Consider the following 16,687-nt stretch of genomic DNA (forward strand, 5'->3'; position numbering starts at 1 on the left):
TTGTTCGTAATTCATATTATTAAGCTCATTTTTTCTTTTATTTTACCTAGAACGATCGCACTTTCGCAAGAGGTCTAGTAAAGGAGCTACCGCCAATTGCTAAGGGAACTTGGGGGGCGAAGGTGGGGGTGGTGGCTCCGACGGGGGTAGTGTTGACCAGGATGGAGACGGTGGAAGGGTTACCGCCGAAGTTCGCCGTTGCTAAGTCAGGCTTCCCGTCGCCGTTGATGTCGCCGATGCTGACAGACCAGGGGTTATTGCCAGTTGCGAAGGGAACTTGGGGGGCGAAACTGGGGGTGGTGGCTCCGGTGGTGGTAGTGTTGAGCAGGATGGAGGCGGTGTTGCTCCTCTCGTTCGCCACAGCTAAATCAGGTTTGCCGTCGCCGTTGATATCGCCGATGCTGACGGAGATGGGCTCAAAGCCAGTTGCGAAGGTGACTTGGGGGGCGAAACTGGAAGTGGCAGCTCCGGCGGGAGTCGTGTTGAGCAGGATGGAGACAGTGTTGCTAGCCCTGTTCGCCACAGCTAAGTCAGGTTTGCCGTCGCCGTTGATGTCGCCGATGCTGACGGACGAGGGGCGGCTGCCAGCGAAGGTGACTTGGGGGGCGAAACTGGGGGTGTCGGCTCCGGTGGTGGTAGTGTTGAGCAGGATGGAGGCGGTGTTGCTCAAGTAGTTCGCCGTTGCTAAGTCAGGTTTGCCGTCGCCGTTGAAGTCGCCGATGCTGACGGAGAGGGTGTCATAGCTAGTTTGGAAGCCAGCAGCGAAGGTGACTTGGGGGGCGAAACTGGAAGTGGCCGCTCCGACGGGAGTCGTGTTGAGCAGGATGGAGACGTTGGCACTGCCGCTGTTCGCCACAGCTAAGTCAGGTTTGCCGTCGCCGTTGATATCGCCGATGCTGACCGAGATGGGATTAGAGCCAGTTGCGAAGGTGGCTTGGGGGGCGAAAGTGGAAGTGGCCGCTCCGGCGGCAGTCGTGTTGAGCAGGATGGAGACAGTGTTGCTGCCGCTGTTCGCCACAGCTAAGTCAGGTTTGCCGTCGCCGTTGATGTCGCCGATGCTGACGGACGAGGGGCTACTGCCACTTGGAAAGTCTACTTGGGGGGCGAAGCCTAGTATGCCGTTGTAAGTTTTGAGGGTGGTTTCTGTGAGGGCAAGTTTGGGTGCTTGGGGGGATGGCGGGATGAGTTGAGAGATATCCCAGTTGCCACCTCGATCGCAGTTGCCTGTAGGCTGGGGGTTACCGGCGATGTTTGCGCCTGTGAGTTGGTGGAGTTGAGTGAGGAATTGGTGGCCTCTGTCCCCGGCTACTACGTTACATCCATATAAGATGATGCTGGCGTTGGCGCTGAAACTGTTTCGCCACTGTTGCAACTGTTGGCTGTAGTTTTCTATGTTGCTGCTGTTGAGTTCTGTTGTGCCTAAGTACAGGGTGGCGGGGCTACCGTGTGTGATGATGTGTAGGCCTTCGATGCCTGTATGCTGAGCTAGGACTGTGGTGATTTGCTCTATGGCATCAGGCTGGCTTTCGAGGATGTAGGTTGCAGTGCCCGGTTTGATGCCAGAGGCGATGTGGTTGCTGTCGGGTACTGTGGGGTCAAGGATGACTATTTCTTTTTGTACGTTGCTAAAGCAAGCAACAAAGGGAAGAAAAAAATTTTTGTGGGGGTTAATTTTAACTAAAGTTTTCATCTGTTTTTGGTTCTAGTAGAATGCCTTGTTTTTGAGCTGCAAAGGCTCTGTAGCCGGATTTGAGTTAGGAGGCGGTAATTCTACCAGGTGGCAGATGACGCGCTAGATTTTTAATTACTAGAAATTTAGCAGGGTTCGAGTGTACTGTCAGTGGTTGAGCTTCTTCTTTACAAAACCTTTATATTTATGGGGTGATTTTAAAGAATTATAAAAAGTCGAAGTCGCGCCGAGTTTATGAGAGTATGGAATTTAGGCAATTATTGTCGGTAAAACCCGCCCCTTGTATCTAAAAAGAGGTAGATTGGGATTTGACGTGTTCGTGGGGGCGTGTTTACGAGATTGTTCGTTTTAGGCTATTGTCGGTAAAACCCGCCCCTACCGAAATAAATATTTTATAGATTTTATGAATAACGAACAAGCCACTTTTAATACAACCCACGAACACGAGATTTTTGGCGATCGCGATTTTCCATCTTGGTTAACCCAACAACAAATCAGCCTCGCTTGCACTACCTATCAAACCAGCAGGTTAATGTTAATTGGTGCTGTGCCAGAAACGAACAGAATCTCGGCTTTTTGGCGAATATTCGATCGCGCAATGGGACTTTACTGCACAGGGGAACGCCTCTATTTAAGCTCAAAATATCAACTCTGGCAATTAGATAATGTCTTAGAATCCGGAAAATTATACCAAGGATACGATAAATTATATATCCCTCGCATCGGCTACACTACAGGAGATATTGACATTCACGATATCGCTGTCGATAAAAATAATCAAATCATTTTTATTAGCACTTTGTTTAATTGTATCGCTACTTTGAGCGATCGCCACAGTTGCAAACCTCTCTGGAAACCGCAATTTATCTCACAATATATAAATGAAGACCGCTGTCACCTCAACGGTTTGGCAATGGTAGCTGGGGAGGCGAAATATGTCACGGCGTCGAGTCAGTCGGATGTGGTGGATGGCTGGCGCGATCGCAGACAAAACGGCGGTATAGTTATTGATATTGAATCTAACGATATTATCGTCACGGGATTGTCAATGCCGCACTCACCGCGCTGGTATCAAGACAAATTGTGGTTGCTGAATTCGGGGAGAGGCGAATTAGGATATGTGGATTTAGACACAGGGAAATTTGAGGCGATTGCGTTTTGTCCGGGATATGTCCGAGGACTGGCTTTTTGGCAAAATTGGGCAATTGTTGGACTCTCGAAACCTCGGGGAGGTGACAACACTTTTAGCGGTTTAGAATTGGATGAGTTGTTGCTGACCAAGGATGCTGAGGCTCGCTGTGGTATGATGGCGATCGACTTGACTACTGGGGCGATCGTTCACTGGTTGCGGTTTGAAGGAATTGTTACAGAACTCTATGATGTGCAAGTGATTCCGACAGTGCAAAAGCCTATGGCTGTAGGTTTTCAGACTGAAGAAATTGCTCAGTTAATTACTCTGGAACTTTAACAGCAGATGGTGGCGGATGTACGCAGATAAATGTTTACAAAATTTACCCACGGGGTGTGAGAGGGAGTATTTAACCTGGATTTGGTATTACTCAAAAATTGCCCCATCTAAGCAAGTTTTTCTTAAGTCGGTTCTCGCTAAATTTGCACCTCTTAAGTCAGCACCTGTTAAGCAAACATTGCTTAAATCTGCATAACTCATATCGGCACCTTTCAGATTAGCCTCCGATAAATTTGCTCCTGATAAATTCGCCCTCACAAGTTGCGATTTACTCAAATTGCTGCCACTCAAATTTGCTGCTGGCATCTGTGCTGCCATTAAGTTGGCTTTGCTTAAATTAGTGCTGCTGAGGTTAGCTAAATTCAATTTAGCATAACTCAAATCAATGTTTTCCAAGCAAAGTTCGCTCAATTGCGCGCATCGCAAGTTAGCATTAATAAAAAACCTGTCTCCAACCGCATAACGGCGCAGCAATTCGTCAACTGCAAGCCGAATTAAAACCGGTTCGCAAGTATTTTGGTAGCACCACGATGTCTCCAGCAAACTAGCGGCTGCTTCAATTGCTACCTTGTCGGATTTAGGGAGCACCAAACTATTGCACCCATCCCACTCACCGTTGAGCATGAATGCCATGTCAGAAGCTGCTGCTATTGAGTCGCATAGCAAAACGGTTTCTGGTTTGGGTTGCAGCCAGTTCATTAAAGAGATCGAGCTCTTGTTTTTCATTGCTGATTCAGGGTTTGTGCGTCTTTCTTAATTATAGGTAAAAATATTGAAAACTGTATGCACAAATTCGCTGCGGCTTCAGAGAATGAATTAATTGTGTTTGGTGCAGCAAGACCAGGATACCGCGATGCAGAAATTGCTCGCTGGATTGAATTTATGCAGGGGCATAATATCAAGCAAGTTTGCTGTTTGCTGGCTCAGACGCAACTCATCCGCTACACTGACTTACTGGCAACATATCGGAAAATATTTGGGTGCGATCGAGTTTGCTGGGCGCCGATTGCAGACTTTGAAGTGGTCGATCGCGATATTTTAATCGATCGCATATTGCCGTTCTTGGAATCTGCAAATAACAAAGGCGAACGGGTGGTAGTTCACTGTTCTGGAGGGATCGGACGTACAGGACAGGTTTTGGCTGCTTGGTTGGTCAGCGGGCGGGGATTCTCTAACAAACAGGCGATCGCAGCAGTAAAAAAAACTGGCAGAAATCCCTATGAAGCAGCAATCGTAGCTTGTTTTAAAGGTCGAAACCCCTGGCTAGTCGTTGAAGAACTTAATGCTCTCTTAGATGATTGTCGCCTTGCTGCAAGAAATGACATATAGCACGATAGCAACTATATATATAGCAATCCTAAATCATTTGTGAATTTCTTACTTCCTCCCCTTAGTAAGGGGAGGGTTGGGGTGGGGTAAAAAGTTTACGACTCCTGCAAGGATTGCTATATGGGCCAATTGCGTAAGTCCTAAAAGATTTAAAAGACTCGCCTTCCTACGATCGAACTCAGGTATCAAATAAATCGGTGTTTTGGCTCTTACCGTTAGCTGCCCCGCTGGTCTTTTTGCGAATATTAGAGAACAAACAACGCACTTACAGCAGCGCCATATCTTTGAAGCAACGGCGCGTCAACTCGATTCTTGCAGGTGCGTCATTATTGTTGCGGATGTCAATGTTTGTAGCAAAAAAGTAAACATTTTTATTCTTTTCTAAATAACCTACATACCAGCCAAGTTGAGGCTTTGTTTGTTCTCCAAAGCTTGCCCAGCCTGTTTTTGCCCTAATTGTGTAATCGGGAGTTTGTTCAACAACTATGATGTCTTTCACCAGAGACAGCGATCGCTCTGAGAAGGGTAAGTCATTTTTGTAGAGACGGCGGAGAAATTGAATTTGCTCGTTGGGTGTGATTCGCAGTTCTCCCTCTAACCAGAATTTGTCAATATCGTCTTTGTTACCGATTTTTTGGTTGCCATAACCGACTTTAGCTACCCATTTTTGCATTTGCTCGTGCCCGACTCGGCGGGCGAGAACTTGGTAAAACCAAACGGCGGAAAGTTTTATGGCTTCTCTCATATTCAAGTCTCGATTCCATGCGGGAATTTGCCTTTGAATTCCATCCCAAGTTAGAACGGCAAGCTCATCTGAAATCACCCCTGTTTCTAAGGAAATCAGAGAGTTGAGAATCTTAAATGTAGATGCGGGTAAAAAAGCTGTGGCGTTACGCTGCGGGTTGTGTTGATAAAGCCGATCGCTGTTCAAATCGTAAATTGCGATCGAGCCTTCAACTCCTAGTTCTTGAAAGTGCCGTCCAAAATTCACTGTCTGAGCAACATCTCCTCCGCGAGGCGGAGATTCTTGCACTGTAGGTGGCACGGTTAAGGCTGATTGCGGTGGCTGAAGTAAAACAAAAGTAATGCAGCCTAATACAATTAAAACAACAGCGATCGCACGAGATATTCGGTTCATAAACTTCGATAATTTAGCAAAATCACAGGCAGTAATGTCACAGGGGCTATCGACTTGTAAGGTGCGTCTGACTTACGCTGTGTAAGAAACAATTAAGGTTTGCCCCTGACGCACCCTACTATATAGAGGTTGCAATTGCGTATTTTCTCAACTAGAAAACTGCCATAATAGTTAAGGCGACCAAGCAGCTTAACTGAATTAGTAAGCTGAAGAACCGAAACTTTGGATCGAGACCAGCAATGTGAATCGCTGAATGTACAAGCCGAAATAGGATGTACACAACAATCAGCAAATCTACTGCTGTTCCTGAAACACCCCTAACTGTTAGAAGAAAAACAACTCCCAAATACAAAGGCAGGTTTTCTACCAAGTTGGATTGTACTCGAAATAGTCGCCAAAGCAAGCTGTCGTCGTTTTGTGTGCCGAAATCTTTTACAGATCCGCCCGCAGATAGATGCCGAATCCTGACTGTTAGCAGCAAGATAACAACCGCGATCGTCCACAGGATGAAAATTGTTAAACCCCAGAGAGGGAAAGTCATATTTGTCGGTTCAATTTGCATCATCTTTCTACCTTGCGAAACTGCGGCTAAGACTTTATAAAAGTTATATCAAATCCTGTAGCATGGTCGGGCGTCAAATCCAGCCAACAGTCAACAATCACCGACCGTGCAACCGGACTCGATCTAATTCATCTGCGTTAATCTGTGTTTATCTGCCCTCATCTGCGGTTAAAAAAAGACGATGTATTAACCGCAGATGACAATGGATTGACGCTGATTCACGCAGATGTCGAGAATAGAGATATGAATAATTCGGACATTCTGAGTGTTTTCCGAAGTCGATAGATCGCTCACCAAGCTCAAAGCAGCATCTAACTGACAAGCTGACGCTAACTAGAGTGCGATCGCATCTCGTGAGTGTCAATTCCAACCGCTAGCAACCGAGCGTTTACAGAGGGTTTTCGGCTTGACGATCGCACCATTGTATCGAGCAAGTGTTCGATCGCACCCGGTAGACTCTGACAAAAACCAGTGTGTACCCGCGATGTCTGAACGATCGTGCTGCGGGGTGCTACGAGCCAGTGAAAGCGCTCTCTGTGGGGAAGTTGACCGATCGCGCCAGATTCCTTGCCGCCCGCACAAATGATGGGAATGACTGCTAGGTGATTGCGAATCATTTCCAGATCCAACGTTGAGTCGATCGCCATCAAGCGCTGTTCATCAATTTCGATACGGGCTTCGAGGAATTTTTTCGTACCGCAGGAAACGATCGCCCCCACGTTGATAAACTCCTCGCGCTCGACTTTGGGAACGACGCGGATAATGGCATAATCATAAAGAAATCGATCGGGCACTAATAGCCTCCTCCAAAAAAATATGTGGTGATTCTAGCCGATTTAGCAGGTACTCGATATAAGCATCCCGATGTTCGTTGCTATCGCTGAAAGGAGAATCTCCCACCAGCCAAGTATCAGGAATTAGTTTAACTATGTTGCGAATGATGTCCGGGGTTAGGCTGTGAGTCATCTTTAAATTTGCCGCTTCCAGCGTGCTGGCAAAACGCAGCAGAACGTGGTCTTTGATTGGGGGGAAACGATCGCGGCTGCGCGAGAGATAATCTTTCCAGGTGTGGTGGAAGTAGAGGGCTGCACCGTGATCGATCAGCCAAAGGCGGCGGTGCCATACCAGCATATTTGCATTGCGCGGCGTGCGATCGATGTTGGTCACGAAAGCATCGAACCAGACGATTTCTGAAGCGAGATCCGCATCGGACTTCCCCGCTATCGGGTCAAAAGTGATGGAACCCGGGAGATAGTCGAGGGCGAGGTTGAGGCCAGCACTTGCTCGGATCAAATCTTGAATTTCCGGGTCAGGCTCAGTGCGAGCCAGTTCGGGATCGAGTTCAACAAAGACGAGTTCGGGGATTGGGAGCCCGGAGGCGCGAGCAATCTCTCCCGCCACTAGCTCGGCGATCAGAGATTTGGCTCCCTGGCCCGCACCGCGAAATTTGAGCACGTACATACCATCATCATCTGCTTCGACGATCGCCGGCAGCGAGCCGCCCTCGCGCAAGGGAGTGACATACCTGGTAGCAATGACTGTTCGCAAGCTGGGACTCATGCTATTTTCGATTTTCGATTTGAGCTTTTGGATGGGAAATCACTGATTTTATGAGGGTTTGGAGCACGGGCTTACAGTTGGATTCTTTTTTTTCACACGGACTGATGTTAAGTAGTCTTTAATTATTTTTGCATCTGTTGGCTATTGCGGGCGATCGAAATCGAGATTTCAAGGATTGGGCGATCGACTACAAAGCGTTTAATTACCGCAGCGCCACGCTGACCGAAAGCATCCAGGATACAAGCCCCCGGATTCATCCGTCCAGAAATAAAAAACCTGTATCTGATAAAGGAGCCCCCCAATTTATCCGTGGGGTCAATGCTTCAATTCTTTAATATCAAATCTCAAATCTAAAATCTAAAATCGTTTGACCGAGTATTTCGTGTTTTCCGATGCCAAGCTTGTTCTGAATGATTTGTACGAGATGGAACCCAAAGTGCTGTCGGCTGTTGAGGTGGATGTCACAGGATTAAGAGTTTTTTGAGCCTATTACGAACAGCCTTCTATATACTCAACTTCAGGAAGTTTACCCGAACGGAACCTATCTACACGATTTTTGCTAGTCTCAAAAATTAGGCGGTAGTTTTTATCAACCGCATCTTTAGGTACGAAAGTTAGATATTTTCCATTGTCAGGTGGGCCACTTACATAAGGATGAGGTGTTGCTTTAATTTGCCCTGGATATAAAGATAAAATTCGGTTTTCATTATCCCCGATTCTAGCTCCTTTGATGGTGGTAATGCGCTTGCTGCTAATATCCACTCTGGCAATGCGGCCCTTTGTTACCATAAAGCTAATTCCCTTTGCCTCTCCTTGTGGTTGAACGTAGGAGCACTGATACTCGTCAAGACCACCACTCCCAATTCTAATTAATCTAATCCCAGCAGATTGTGACGCTTCATCAACTGTCATACCTACCCGAATTGGCCCTATTCCATTAATTGCTAGTTTCGTTCGCTCTGTGAGTTTCGCTTGAGCGCTAACTGATGTTACCAAAATCAAAAAAATGACTGCTGTGCCAATTAGTAAGGCGACCAACTTTGAACTGTTTAACTTTCGCATTGAGTGCTATTCCTCCTAGATATCTGCAAACATTTATCTAATTCTGCTGTTATTTGAATATCGTTCGCCAGTATGCTAATTTATTTTGTATTTGTACGCAGGAAATAGTCGGCTGACTTTTGTTCGCTCGATTATCCCGTTCTGCCTTATAAATCTGTTTTTAGGTTGCGAGATGCCGCCCATAGCTTATAATCAAATCCGCGCTTCATCGTCGGGCGTAAAATCGAGAAGGGCAGTCAACACTCAACCATCATTCAGTTTTTCGACCCCGAGTCAACAGTCAACAGTCAACAGTCACAGGAAACAGAGGTTGGCTCAACTCTCCCGGCTAGTGCAGGGACTACAACAATGCCCAGTGCTAGAATGGGTAAGAAAGCAGACAATTTGTTCGAGTTTTTATTCAGAGTTAACATAAGTTCGGGAAGGAAGCGAGTGCCAAGCTTGGCGGATTCTCTTGTCACCATGACTAATCTATTACCAAACTTGTTGCCGATCGCCACCAACACCCGGATTTTGGGAGAAGCCAACCCAAACCCCAACCCGCCGACCATGCCCCAAATTCCGAAGAGTGCGTAGGCGTAAGCCGGGGCGGAGCCATCGCTGCCTCTTGTATGCCCGCAACTGACACCTCTTAAGTGGCGTTCACCAAGTTAGCCTGAAATTAACAGCCGTTTTGTGCAGATGTCCGCTCAATACCCCACTGAAAATAATGAAAGAAGACACCATCGAAATTGTTGGTTTTCACGCACATATTTACTTCAACGCTGATAATCGCGATGCCGCAGCGCGTGTACGAGAAGGATTGACTCAGTTTGAGGTGAAGCTCGGGCGTTGGCATGACAAACCCATTGGCCCCCACCCCCAAGCGATGTATCAAGTTGCATTTTTACCCTCGCAATTTGGCAAAGTCGTTCCTTGGTTAATGCTGCATCGCGAGGGGTTAGATATTCTCGTCCATCCCGAAACAGGCGACGATCTGGCAGACCACACTCTACATTCTTTGTGGTTGGGACAGAAATTAGAGTTGAATGTCGAATTCCTGCGACCTAGAACAACCAACGCCAGCTTGTGATCGATCGCAAGGCGAAAATGTTGCCCCTGACACTTACTATGGGGATTTGATGTTGGGTAGAAGTGACTAGCAAAACCCTTGCGAGCTGGCAAATGCTAAGTGTAGGGAATTGAACCAACCAAAAACGCAGTCGGCGAACTAATTCAGCTTCAGGGAACTGCGAAGCATTTTTGAATGTGCCCAAAAGAATGGGAACGCTCTCAATCTTCGCTTGTCAGGAAGTACCGTTTTCCACAAAAGTTTTTAGCTTTGAAGCGTTCCGAACTGCATTTCCCTCTCCGTCGTTGTTGAAGTAGACAAACACGCTTCGCCCCTGACTTTCCCACTCCTGGATGCGATCGGCCCACCAATGCAAATCATCATCCGAGTAGGAGCCGCCGTAGAGATTGTTGGCGTCGGGGCCGTGGAGGCGCACATAGACGAATGAGCCCGTTGCGCGCAGGATACACGGGAGGTGGGCCCCGCTCATCACGCAGTAAGCCGCTCCTTCGCGTTCCAGCAGCGAAAATACCTCTTCCTTGTGCCAGCTTGGGTGTCGGAATTCGACAGCTACTTTGATCCAGCGCGGCACCTGTTCTAGAAAGTAGGCTAGGCGGGCCGAGTCGCAGCCGAACTGGGGAGGAAGCTGGACGAGTAGAATACCCAGTCGTGAGCCCAAGCATTGAAGTCCCTCACTCATCCGTTCCAACCACTTTTCTGGCGAGTAAAGACGCTTGGAGTGCGTTAGACCGCGGGGCGCTTTTACGGTCATGAGAAATCCTTGGGGAAGGCGCGATCGCCAGTTAGCAAAGGTAGTGTTTGGTGGCCAGTGGTAGTAGGTGCTATTAACTTCGACGGTTTGATAGTGCTGGATATAGCAATCAAGCCTAGAGCGAGGCGGTAGCTGGTGGGGATAAAGCACACCTTCCCAATGGTCGTAACTCCAACCTGAAGTGCCAATATGAACACTCATCGCCTTTTGACTCCAATGCAGATTGTGTTTGTGTTTGAATTTAAGTTTAGTCGGCTGGCATCGCTACCGCACTCTATCAATCAGCTCAAAATAGAGAGAGCAAGTTGAACTCTTAAGAACTCCTTTAAACGCTGAGCCTGACTTTACTGCTTTGGGCGATCGTCTCAGGCTTTTCTATATTAGACATCTCCAAAAACTCCTAAATTCTTTCCCAGCTTGGTTTATGGCTGCCTGCACTTTGGGAGTAGGCAGCCATAAACCAACGCTTAAATAAGGGTAAAAAGATTTTTAAATAAAAACTGCCCGAATTATACTGCCTACATTTTATTATTTTTAGCTATTTTTATGGACATTGAACTATGGCACTAATCCGCCATCTTATTAATCCACCTACGACCAGAATTACTGGCTCGTCATACTCATCTTTTCAGCAAAATTCCTCTGCTAATAATCAAAAAATTTTCATCTACCTAATTAGAGGTTATACTACTATTTTTCTCAATAATTATGTTTTTTTTGTTGCGTTTTAGGCGAAGCAATATCTTAACTTATAGTTTTTTTTAATTAGGGAATCATGGCATCATACATAAGCTTTATGCCATAATTTTTTTGGCTGGTAATTTCATTCTTCGCCTCACTCATGTCATTTTTTTATGTCTGTCGTTGCTTCAGTTTATCCAACTACTATATCAACGCTTTCCTTCCCCGAAGATCTCACAACTTTTTTATTTTAAAAGTGCGTCTTTTCTGCTGTTCTAAATAGTATTTTTTCTGAGCTTTATAGCCTGTAATATTTTATACTGGCTCTTCAGAGCTATCTACTATTAACTAAAACTAACTTGACATTTCCATAACTCATTGCCATTAATAATCATTTTTTACCTTATAATATAAAAGCACCCAACAGTTATCTAAAAACTTTGCTTTTTTGCTGAGAAAATAATTAGGTGTTGACTCGCTGACTCCAAATTGGACTCTTAACATTTGAAATGTGGGAAGATGCTGTAACTATAGGCTTGGTAAGGAGAATCAGATCGGCAATCTCTAGTTTAGTTGTGCGACAACCTCCGCTTTTGATGATGCGAATTTTTGAATTATGTTAATTTTTTGTCTGCTGGTTATGCCGATTATTAGCCTGAGTAATTAGTTTTAGGAGTTAGTCATAGTCTAGACCCAATAACCTCGTGGTTTTTGAGGGATGTTTTCTTCTGTCTTCCCGAAGTTGACTGATGACAGTTAAGGTAAAATTATCAGATAATATTGAAGGGAGCGCACTCCTAGTTTATTTGTGGGAGGTGTCTCATAGGGAAACCGCAGATGTAAGGCAGATAATTTCCACACAGGAGAGCGAATGCCTGCAATCCAAATCTAATGACTGATGACTGATGACTAAAAGGACACAACAATGTTGTGTCCCTACGGAATTTTGACAAATCTTGCTTTGAGACCGTCATTAGTCATCAGTTATAAATCAACTAATAACTAATGACTAACCACTAATCAGTTGTACTAACGTGGTCGATTCTCTCTAATTGCCAGAGAATTTGGTTGCCCTCGCGCCGCACGCGAGAAACTACCCAATTTCGCCAAACCCAGTTGTCTCCGCGACTGGTGACAGCGCTGGCATTTACATCCATCAAATCAGCCAGTTCAGAACTGGTAATCAAGTAGCCTTTCGTCGCAACCTCGTCGGCGATGTGCAACGTTTCGATGAGATTGCGGAGTTCCTGAACCCTCACCTCGCGGGGCAAGTTCTCCAGGGTATCGGCAGTTGAATCCATCATGGTAGAGTTGGAGCTCGGAAGGTCAGAAGTTATGACATAGGATTCTATCGTTTTGTTACCAGTTGCGTCCGTTTCTTCCCAAACAATTGTGTTTTCCGAACCTAGGGGCGGTGTAGCCGCGCTTGCAAAAGTGCCCGCCTGAGTCTCGCCTGCCGTTGGTTTCTGCTGTTGCAGTTCGGGAGTGAGATTGTGCGAGAAGCTGCGGGCGATTTCATCGCATCTGTCGTTGTAGAAGTCCCCGGAGTGGCCGCGGACGTGTTCCCACTTGATTTGTCGGGAATTTAGCTTGTCTAGCAGGTGCCAGAGGTCTTGGTTGACAACATCTTTGCCCGTTGAGGTTTTCCAGCCTTTATTTTTCCAGCCTTGAATCCATTTGGTGATGCCGTTTTTAACGTATTCGCTGTCCGTGTAAACGGTGACTGGTTCGGTTTGACCGGAATTGGCAAAAAATTCGAGGGCAGCGACTGCAGCCTGCATTTCCATGCGGTTGTTGGTGGTTTGGGGGTCTGCACCTCCGAGTTCGTGACAGTTACCGTCGGCGAAGCAAACTACTGCACCCCAGCCGCCCGGGCCCGGGTTGCCGGAACAAGCGCCGTCTGTGTACAAGCTTTTGATTTTGGGAATTGTCATGAGCGAATTAATGTGTCATGTAGAGGTAAGTTCTTTGCAAGTGCGATAATTAAGGCAATTGAGATAGTTTTACTTGCTGCTATGAAAAATGCCAACTTAAAGATTAAAAAGGTCGGGCTATTTATTTGTCCTTTTTCTTTGTTAATTTTTAATACTTTCGCGCAAGCACAGCCTATAGTCCCTGCTGCTGACGGTACGGGTACTGCTGTCACCCGCAGCGGCAACCGCTACGATATCAACGGCGGCAGTTTGTCGGGAGACGGGGCGAATCTTTTTCACAGTTTTGGGCAGTTCGGCTTGAATGAAGGTCAAATTGCTAATTTTCTGACTAATTCGGCTATTCAAAATATATTAGCTCGAATTGCTGGCGGGGACGCTTCGCTAATTAACGGTTTAATTACTGTCACGGGCGGCAATTCTAATCTTTTTCTAATTAATCCTGCGGGGATTGTGTTTGGTCCGAACGCGAGTTTGAATGTGCCGGCGGCTTTTACTGCAACTACTGCTACTGGTGTTGGTTTTGGTTCTAATTGGTTTAATGCTGCAGGTACAAATAATTTTAGCGCCTTGGTTGGTACGCCAAATGCTTTTTATTTTGGTCCGACTGTACCGGGAAGTATTGTTAATGCTGGCAATTTAGCTGTGACTCCGGGGCAAAATTTGGCTTTGCTGGGCGGTACGGTTGTTAGTACCGGGCAGTTGTCGGCCCCGGGCGGGCAAATTACTGTTGCTGCGGTTCCGGGATATCAGGTTTTGCGCATTAGCCAACCGGGGCATTTGTTGAGTTTGGAAATAGCAACAGGCGGGAATTTTGGGAATTCTCAACAGATTTTAAATCCTGTTTCTTTGCCGCAGTTGCTGACAGGTACGGGGCAAAATCAGGTGGCGGGTGTTGCGGTTGCGGATGACGGTTCTGTGCGGCTTGTAGGTTCTGGTTTGCCGGTGAATTCTGGGGATGTGGCGATTTCTACTAATATTTCTGGGCTTCCGCAGTTGAATGCGGGAAGTGCGAATTTATGGGCTGCGGAAAATCTCACGTTAGCAGGCGCTAAGCTGCAAACTACGGGGGATTTGAGTTTGCTGGGTGGGGATGCGGTGCGGGTGAGAGACAGCGCCCAGAATCCTTTTTTGGCGAAGGCTGGGGGGAATTTAGACATTCGGGGCGATCGCACTATTGATATTCTCACTCAAAATGCGATCGGCGGCTTGTCTCTTCCCGCGCAATTCCAAAGCGGCGGAAATTTGAGTTTAGTTAGCAACGGCGTTATTTCGGGGGATTCTCACTTTGTTTCGGGGGGCAATTTTTCGGTGCGGAATCTCTCGGGAATGCCGGGAAACTTTGTCAGTTTATTCGATCCGATTATCAGTTCGGAAGGAGATGTTTTCTTTGGAGATTATACCGGAGTTTCGCTGAAAGTCGAGGCGAAGGGGAGCATTGTTGCCGAGGATATTACAATTACCGGCCCCGATATTGCCTTGGGTAGGGAAAATGTAAGTGGCGATCCGGATATTGCTATTTTAACAAGCAGTCCGGCTTTAATTCTGCGGGCTGGAGTGGAAAATCTGGCCAATCCTGCTAATCCTGGTACTGACGGTTTAGGTGAAGATGCAATATTTATAGATTCATTATTATCGAGCAATTTGATTTCGGTTGACAATATTTCTGCAGGCGGGCCGGTGATTTTGTCAGCGCTGGGAAATATCGTAACTAGAGATATTAACGGCGGTAGAATTAATCTGGAAAGCAGCGAAGGGGCAGTGATAGTCGGGGGCAAATTGATATCGAGTTCGACTATTAATATTCAAGCTCTCAACAATATTATATTGACAAATGACATTTCTCGTGCTGATATCAACGGCAGTATTAGTCTGAATACTTTTGGGGGCAATATAGAAACGAGGTCGATCGATACTGGGACTTCCGGGGCGATCGAACTCAGAGCTTTTGGCAATGTCAATTTTGGGACTTTGGAGGGATCTCAAGTTGATATTACCAGTAACTCTGGGGGTCTGGGAGTTTTGACTGATGCCAATACAATTTCCCCCAATACTACACCAGTCAATATTACAGCAAGCGAGAATATCAATTTGACAGCTTTTAGAGACTTAACGGTAGGCAATCTCACCGCTGCGACTGTCAGTGCTAGCAGCAACGGGAGTGTTAATACGGGTGCGATCGCTACTACCGGAGATGTCAGAATTTTAGCAGGACAGCAAATCAGCACAGGGGCAATAACTGTTAATCCTGTGGCCACAAATCCCGCTAATCCCTTCATTCCTACAGTAAATCTGAATGCACAAACTAATATTAGCGTTGATTCCATTAATGCTCCGGCGGCTACGATTGCTTTGAGAGCAGCCAGCAACTTAAATGCAGGGAGTTTGCTAGGAGGAGCAGTGGAACTCAAGAGCGCTGAGGGAAATATTGCGCTCGGCAATACTACATCTCTAGGGAATATTAATGTTATAGCTTCTGACAATGTAGTTTCAGGGAATTTGCTAGGAACAAAAGTTAATGTAAATAGCGATTTGGGAACTATTGATATTGGAAATGCCACAGCAACGGAAAATACTGTTAATATGACAGCTTCGGGCAATATAAATTCAGGAAATTTGCTGGGAGTTGGAGTTAATGTAACTAGCAATTCGGGAATTATTAATATTGGCAATACTGACGCCACAACAGGAAATGCCAATTTGACAGCTTCGGGCAATGTAAATTCTGGAGATTTGCGGGGAGTTGGAGTTAATGTAACTAGCAATTTGGGAAGTATTGATATTGGCAATACTGACGCCACCACAGGAAATGCCAATTTGACAGCTTCGGGCAATGTAAATTCTGGAGATTTGCAGGGAGTTGCAGTTGATGCGACTAGCAGCAGGGGAACTGTCAGCACTGGCAATATAAGTGCTTCTGAAAGAGTCGGAATTTTAGCGAGAAACCAAATCGCAATTGGGCGAATAAATGTTAATCCTGTTGTTAGGGTCGATCGCACTTATACAGTAAATCTTAACGCTCAAAATAATATCAGTGTTGCATCGATCAATGCTCCGGGCGGTAACGTTAATATAGGAACTCCCGGTTTAGTTCGAGTGACGGGTACTTTTGACCAAAACGGCACCCCTGTTAGCATCTCGACTCTTGGCGACACTCAACCCGGTACAGTTACGATCCGCCACGGCGGGGGCGATGTGAATCCGCCGACGGCTTTTTCGGTGGGAGATGCGACGACTAACGGTACTGCTGGGGCGATCGCCAGCAATGCTTTGGGTACGATTACTCAGGGGCAATCTTTCATAAATTCTTACACTCAAGGCAATAGTGCGATCGTTACTACCAATCAACCAACAAATCCACCCGATACAAATCCACCCGATACAAATCCACCCGATACAAATCCACCCGATACAAATCCACCCGATACAAATCCACCCGATAC

The 16,687-nt window shown here is 46.4% G+C and carries 15 protein-coding genes; 5 read left to right on the plus strand and 10 right to left on the minus strand.

Features of this window, described 5'->3' with window-relative positions; translation table 11 throughout:
* Positions 1–46 precede the first annotated feature (46 nt).
* The gene (locus QUA13_RS26060; RefSeq protein WP_333203183.1) at positions 47–1,690 is read right to left on the minus strand and encodes an FG-GAP-like repeat-containing protein; all 1,644 of its coding nucleotides are present in this window, start codon (positions 1,688–1,690) and stop codon (positions 47–49) included.
* Between the two features lie 403 nt (positions 1,691–2,093).
* Between QUA13_RS26060 and QUA13_RS26065 the strand changes: the two genes are divergently transcribed.
* On the plus strand, positions 2,094–3,158 hold the full coding sequence (locus tag QUA13_RS26065) for a TIGR03032 family protein (RefSeq protein ID WP_333203185.1): 1,065 nt from the start codon (positions 2,094–2,096) through the stop codon (positions 3,156–3,158).
* Positions 3,159–3,245: 87 nt separating this feature from the next.
* Here the strand turns inward: QUA13_RS26065 and QUA13_RS26070 are convergent, their stop codons facing one another.
* Complete coding sequence (locus QUA13_RS26070; RefSeq protein ID WP_333203187.1) at positions 3,246–3,884, minus strand: pentapeptide repeat-containing protein; 639 nt, start codon at positions 3,882–3,884, stop codon at positions 3,246–3,248.
* A 57-nt stretch (positions 3,885–3,941) separates the two neighbouring features.
* Between QUA13_RS26070 and QUA13_RS26075 the strand changes: the two genes are divergently transcribed.
* Positions 3,942–4,487 carry a phosphatase domain-containing putative toxin gene (locus QUA13_RS26075; RefSeq protein WP_333203189.1) on the plus strand — a complete coding sequence of 182 codons (546 nt, stop codon included), beginning with the start codon at positions 3,942–3,944 and terminating at the stop codon, positions 4,485–4,487.
* Positions 4,488–4,752: 265 nt separating this feature from the next.
* Here QUA13_RS26075 and blaOXA read toward each other — a convergent pair whose 3' ends face one another.
* The 6 genes from blaOXA to QUA13_RS26105 form a co-directional block, all read right to left on the minus strand.
* On the minus strand, positions 4,753–5,625 hold the full coding sequence (gene blaOXA, locus QUA13_RS26080; RefSeq protein WP_333203191.1) for a class D beta-lactamase: 873 nt from the start codon (positions 5,623–5,625) through the stop codon (positions 4,753–4,755).
* Positions 5,626–5,776: 151 nt separating this feature from the next.
* Positions 5,777–6,190 carry an MAPEG family protein gene (locus QUA13_RS26085; RefSeq protein ID WP_333203193.1) on the minus strand — a complete coding sequence of 138 codons (414 nt, stop codon included), beginning with the start codon at positions 6,188–6,190 and terminating at the stop codon, positions 5,777–5,779.
* 326 nt (positions 6,191–6,516) lie between these two features.
* The gene (locus tag QUA13_RS26090; RefSeq protein ID WP_333203195.1) at positions 6,517–6,981 is read right to left on the minus strand and encodes a DUF3037 domain-containing protein; all 465 of its coding nucleotides are present in this window, start codon (positions 6,979–6,981) and stop codon (positions 6,517–6,519) included.
* A complete protein-coding gene (locus tag QUA13_RS26095) occupies positions 6,959–7,747 on the minus strand; it encodes a HipA family kinase (RefSeq protein ID WP_333203197.1) in 789 nt (262 codons plus the stop codon). Before QUA13_RS26095 ends, QUA13_RS26090 begins: the two co-directional genes overlap by 23 nt.
* Before the next feature lie 122 nt (positions 7,748–7,869).
* A complete protein-coding gene (locus QUA13_RS26100; protein WP_333203199.1) occupies positions 7,870–8,004 on the minus strand; it encodes a hypothetical protein in 135 nt (44 codons plus the stop codon).
* A gap of 232 nt (positions 8,005–8,236) precedes the next feature.
* Positions 8,237–8,809 carry a hypothetical protein gene (locus QUA13_RS26105; protein WP_333203201.1) on the minus strand — a complete coding sequence of 191 codons (573 nt, stop codon included), beginning with the start codon at positions 8,807–8,809 and terminating at the stop codon, positions 8,237–8,239.
* A gap of 348 nt (positions 8,810–9,157) precedes the next feature.
* On the opposite strand from QUA13_RS26105, the gene QUA13_RS26110 reads away from it, so the two are divergent.
* Together QUA13_RS26110 and QUA13_RS26115 are read left to right on the plus strand one after the other, a co-directional pair.
* Positions 9,158–9,385, plus strand: coding sequence for a hypothetical protein (locus QUA13_RS26110; RefSeq protein ID WP_333203203.1), 228 nt, complete (start codon positions 9,158–9,160; stop codon positions 9,383–9,385).
* Positions 9,386–9,518: 133 nt separating this feature from the next.
* A complete protein-coding gene (locus QUA13_RS26115) occupies positions 9,519–9,881 on the plus strand; it encodes a DOPA 4,5-dioxygenase family protein (RefSeq protein WP_333203204.1) in 363 nt (120 codons plus the stop codon).
* Positions 9,882–10,095: 214 nt separating this feature from the next.
* On the opposite strand, the gene QUA13_RS26120 is transcribed toward QUA13_RS26115, so the two are convergent.
* Together QUA13_RS26120 and rnhA are read right to left on the minus strand one after the other, a co-directional pair.
* Positions 10,096–10,833: a DUF72 domain-containing protein gene (locus tag QUA13_RS26120; protein WP_333203206.1), complete on the minus strand. Its 738-nt coding sequence runs from the start codon at positions 10,831–10,833 to the stop codon at positions 10,096–10,098.
* Between the two features lie 1,496 nt (positions 10,834–12,329).
* Positions 12,330–13,247, minus strand: a complete 918-nt coding sequence (gene rnhA, locus QUA13_RS26125) for a ribonuclease HI (RefSeq protein WP_333203208.1) — start codon at positions 13,245–13,247, stop codon at positions 12,330–12,332.
* Positions 13,248–13,328: 81 nt separating this feature from the next.
* Between rnhA and QUA13_RS26130 the strand changes: the two genes are divergently transcribed.
* Positions 13,329–16,687: two-partner secretion domain-containing protein (locus QUA13_RS26130; RefSeq protein WP_333203209.1), on the plus strand; the 3,359-nt coding region annotated here is incomplete at its 3' end.

The sequence above is a fragment of the Microcoleus sp. S28C3 genome (assembly GCF_036700785.1).
Taxonomy (GTDB): Bacteria; Cyanobacteriota; Cyanobacteriia; order Cyanobacteriales; family Microcoleaceae; genus Microcoleus; species Microcoleus asticus.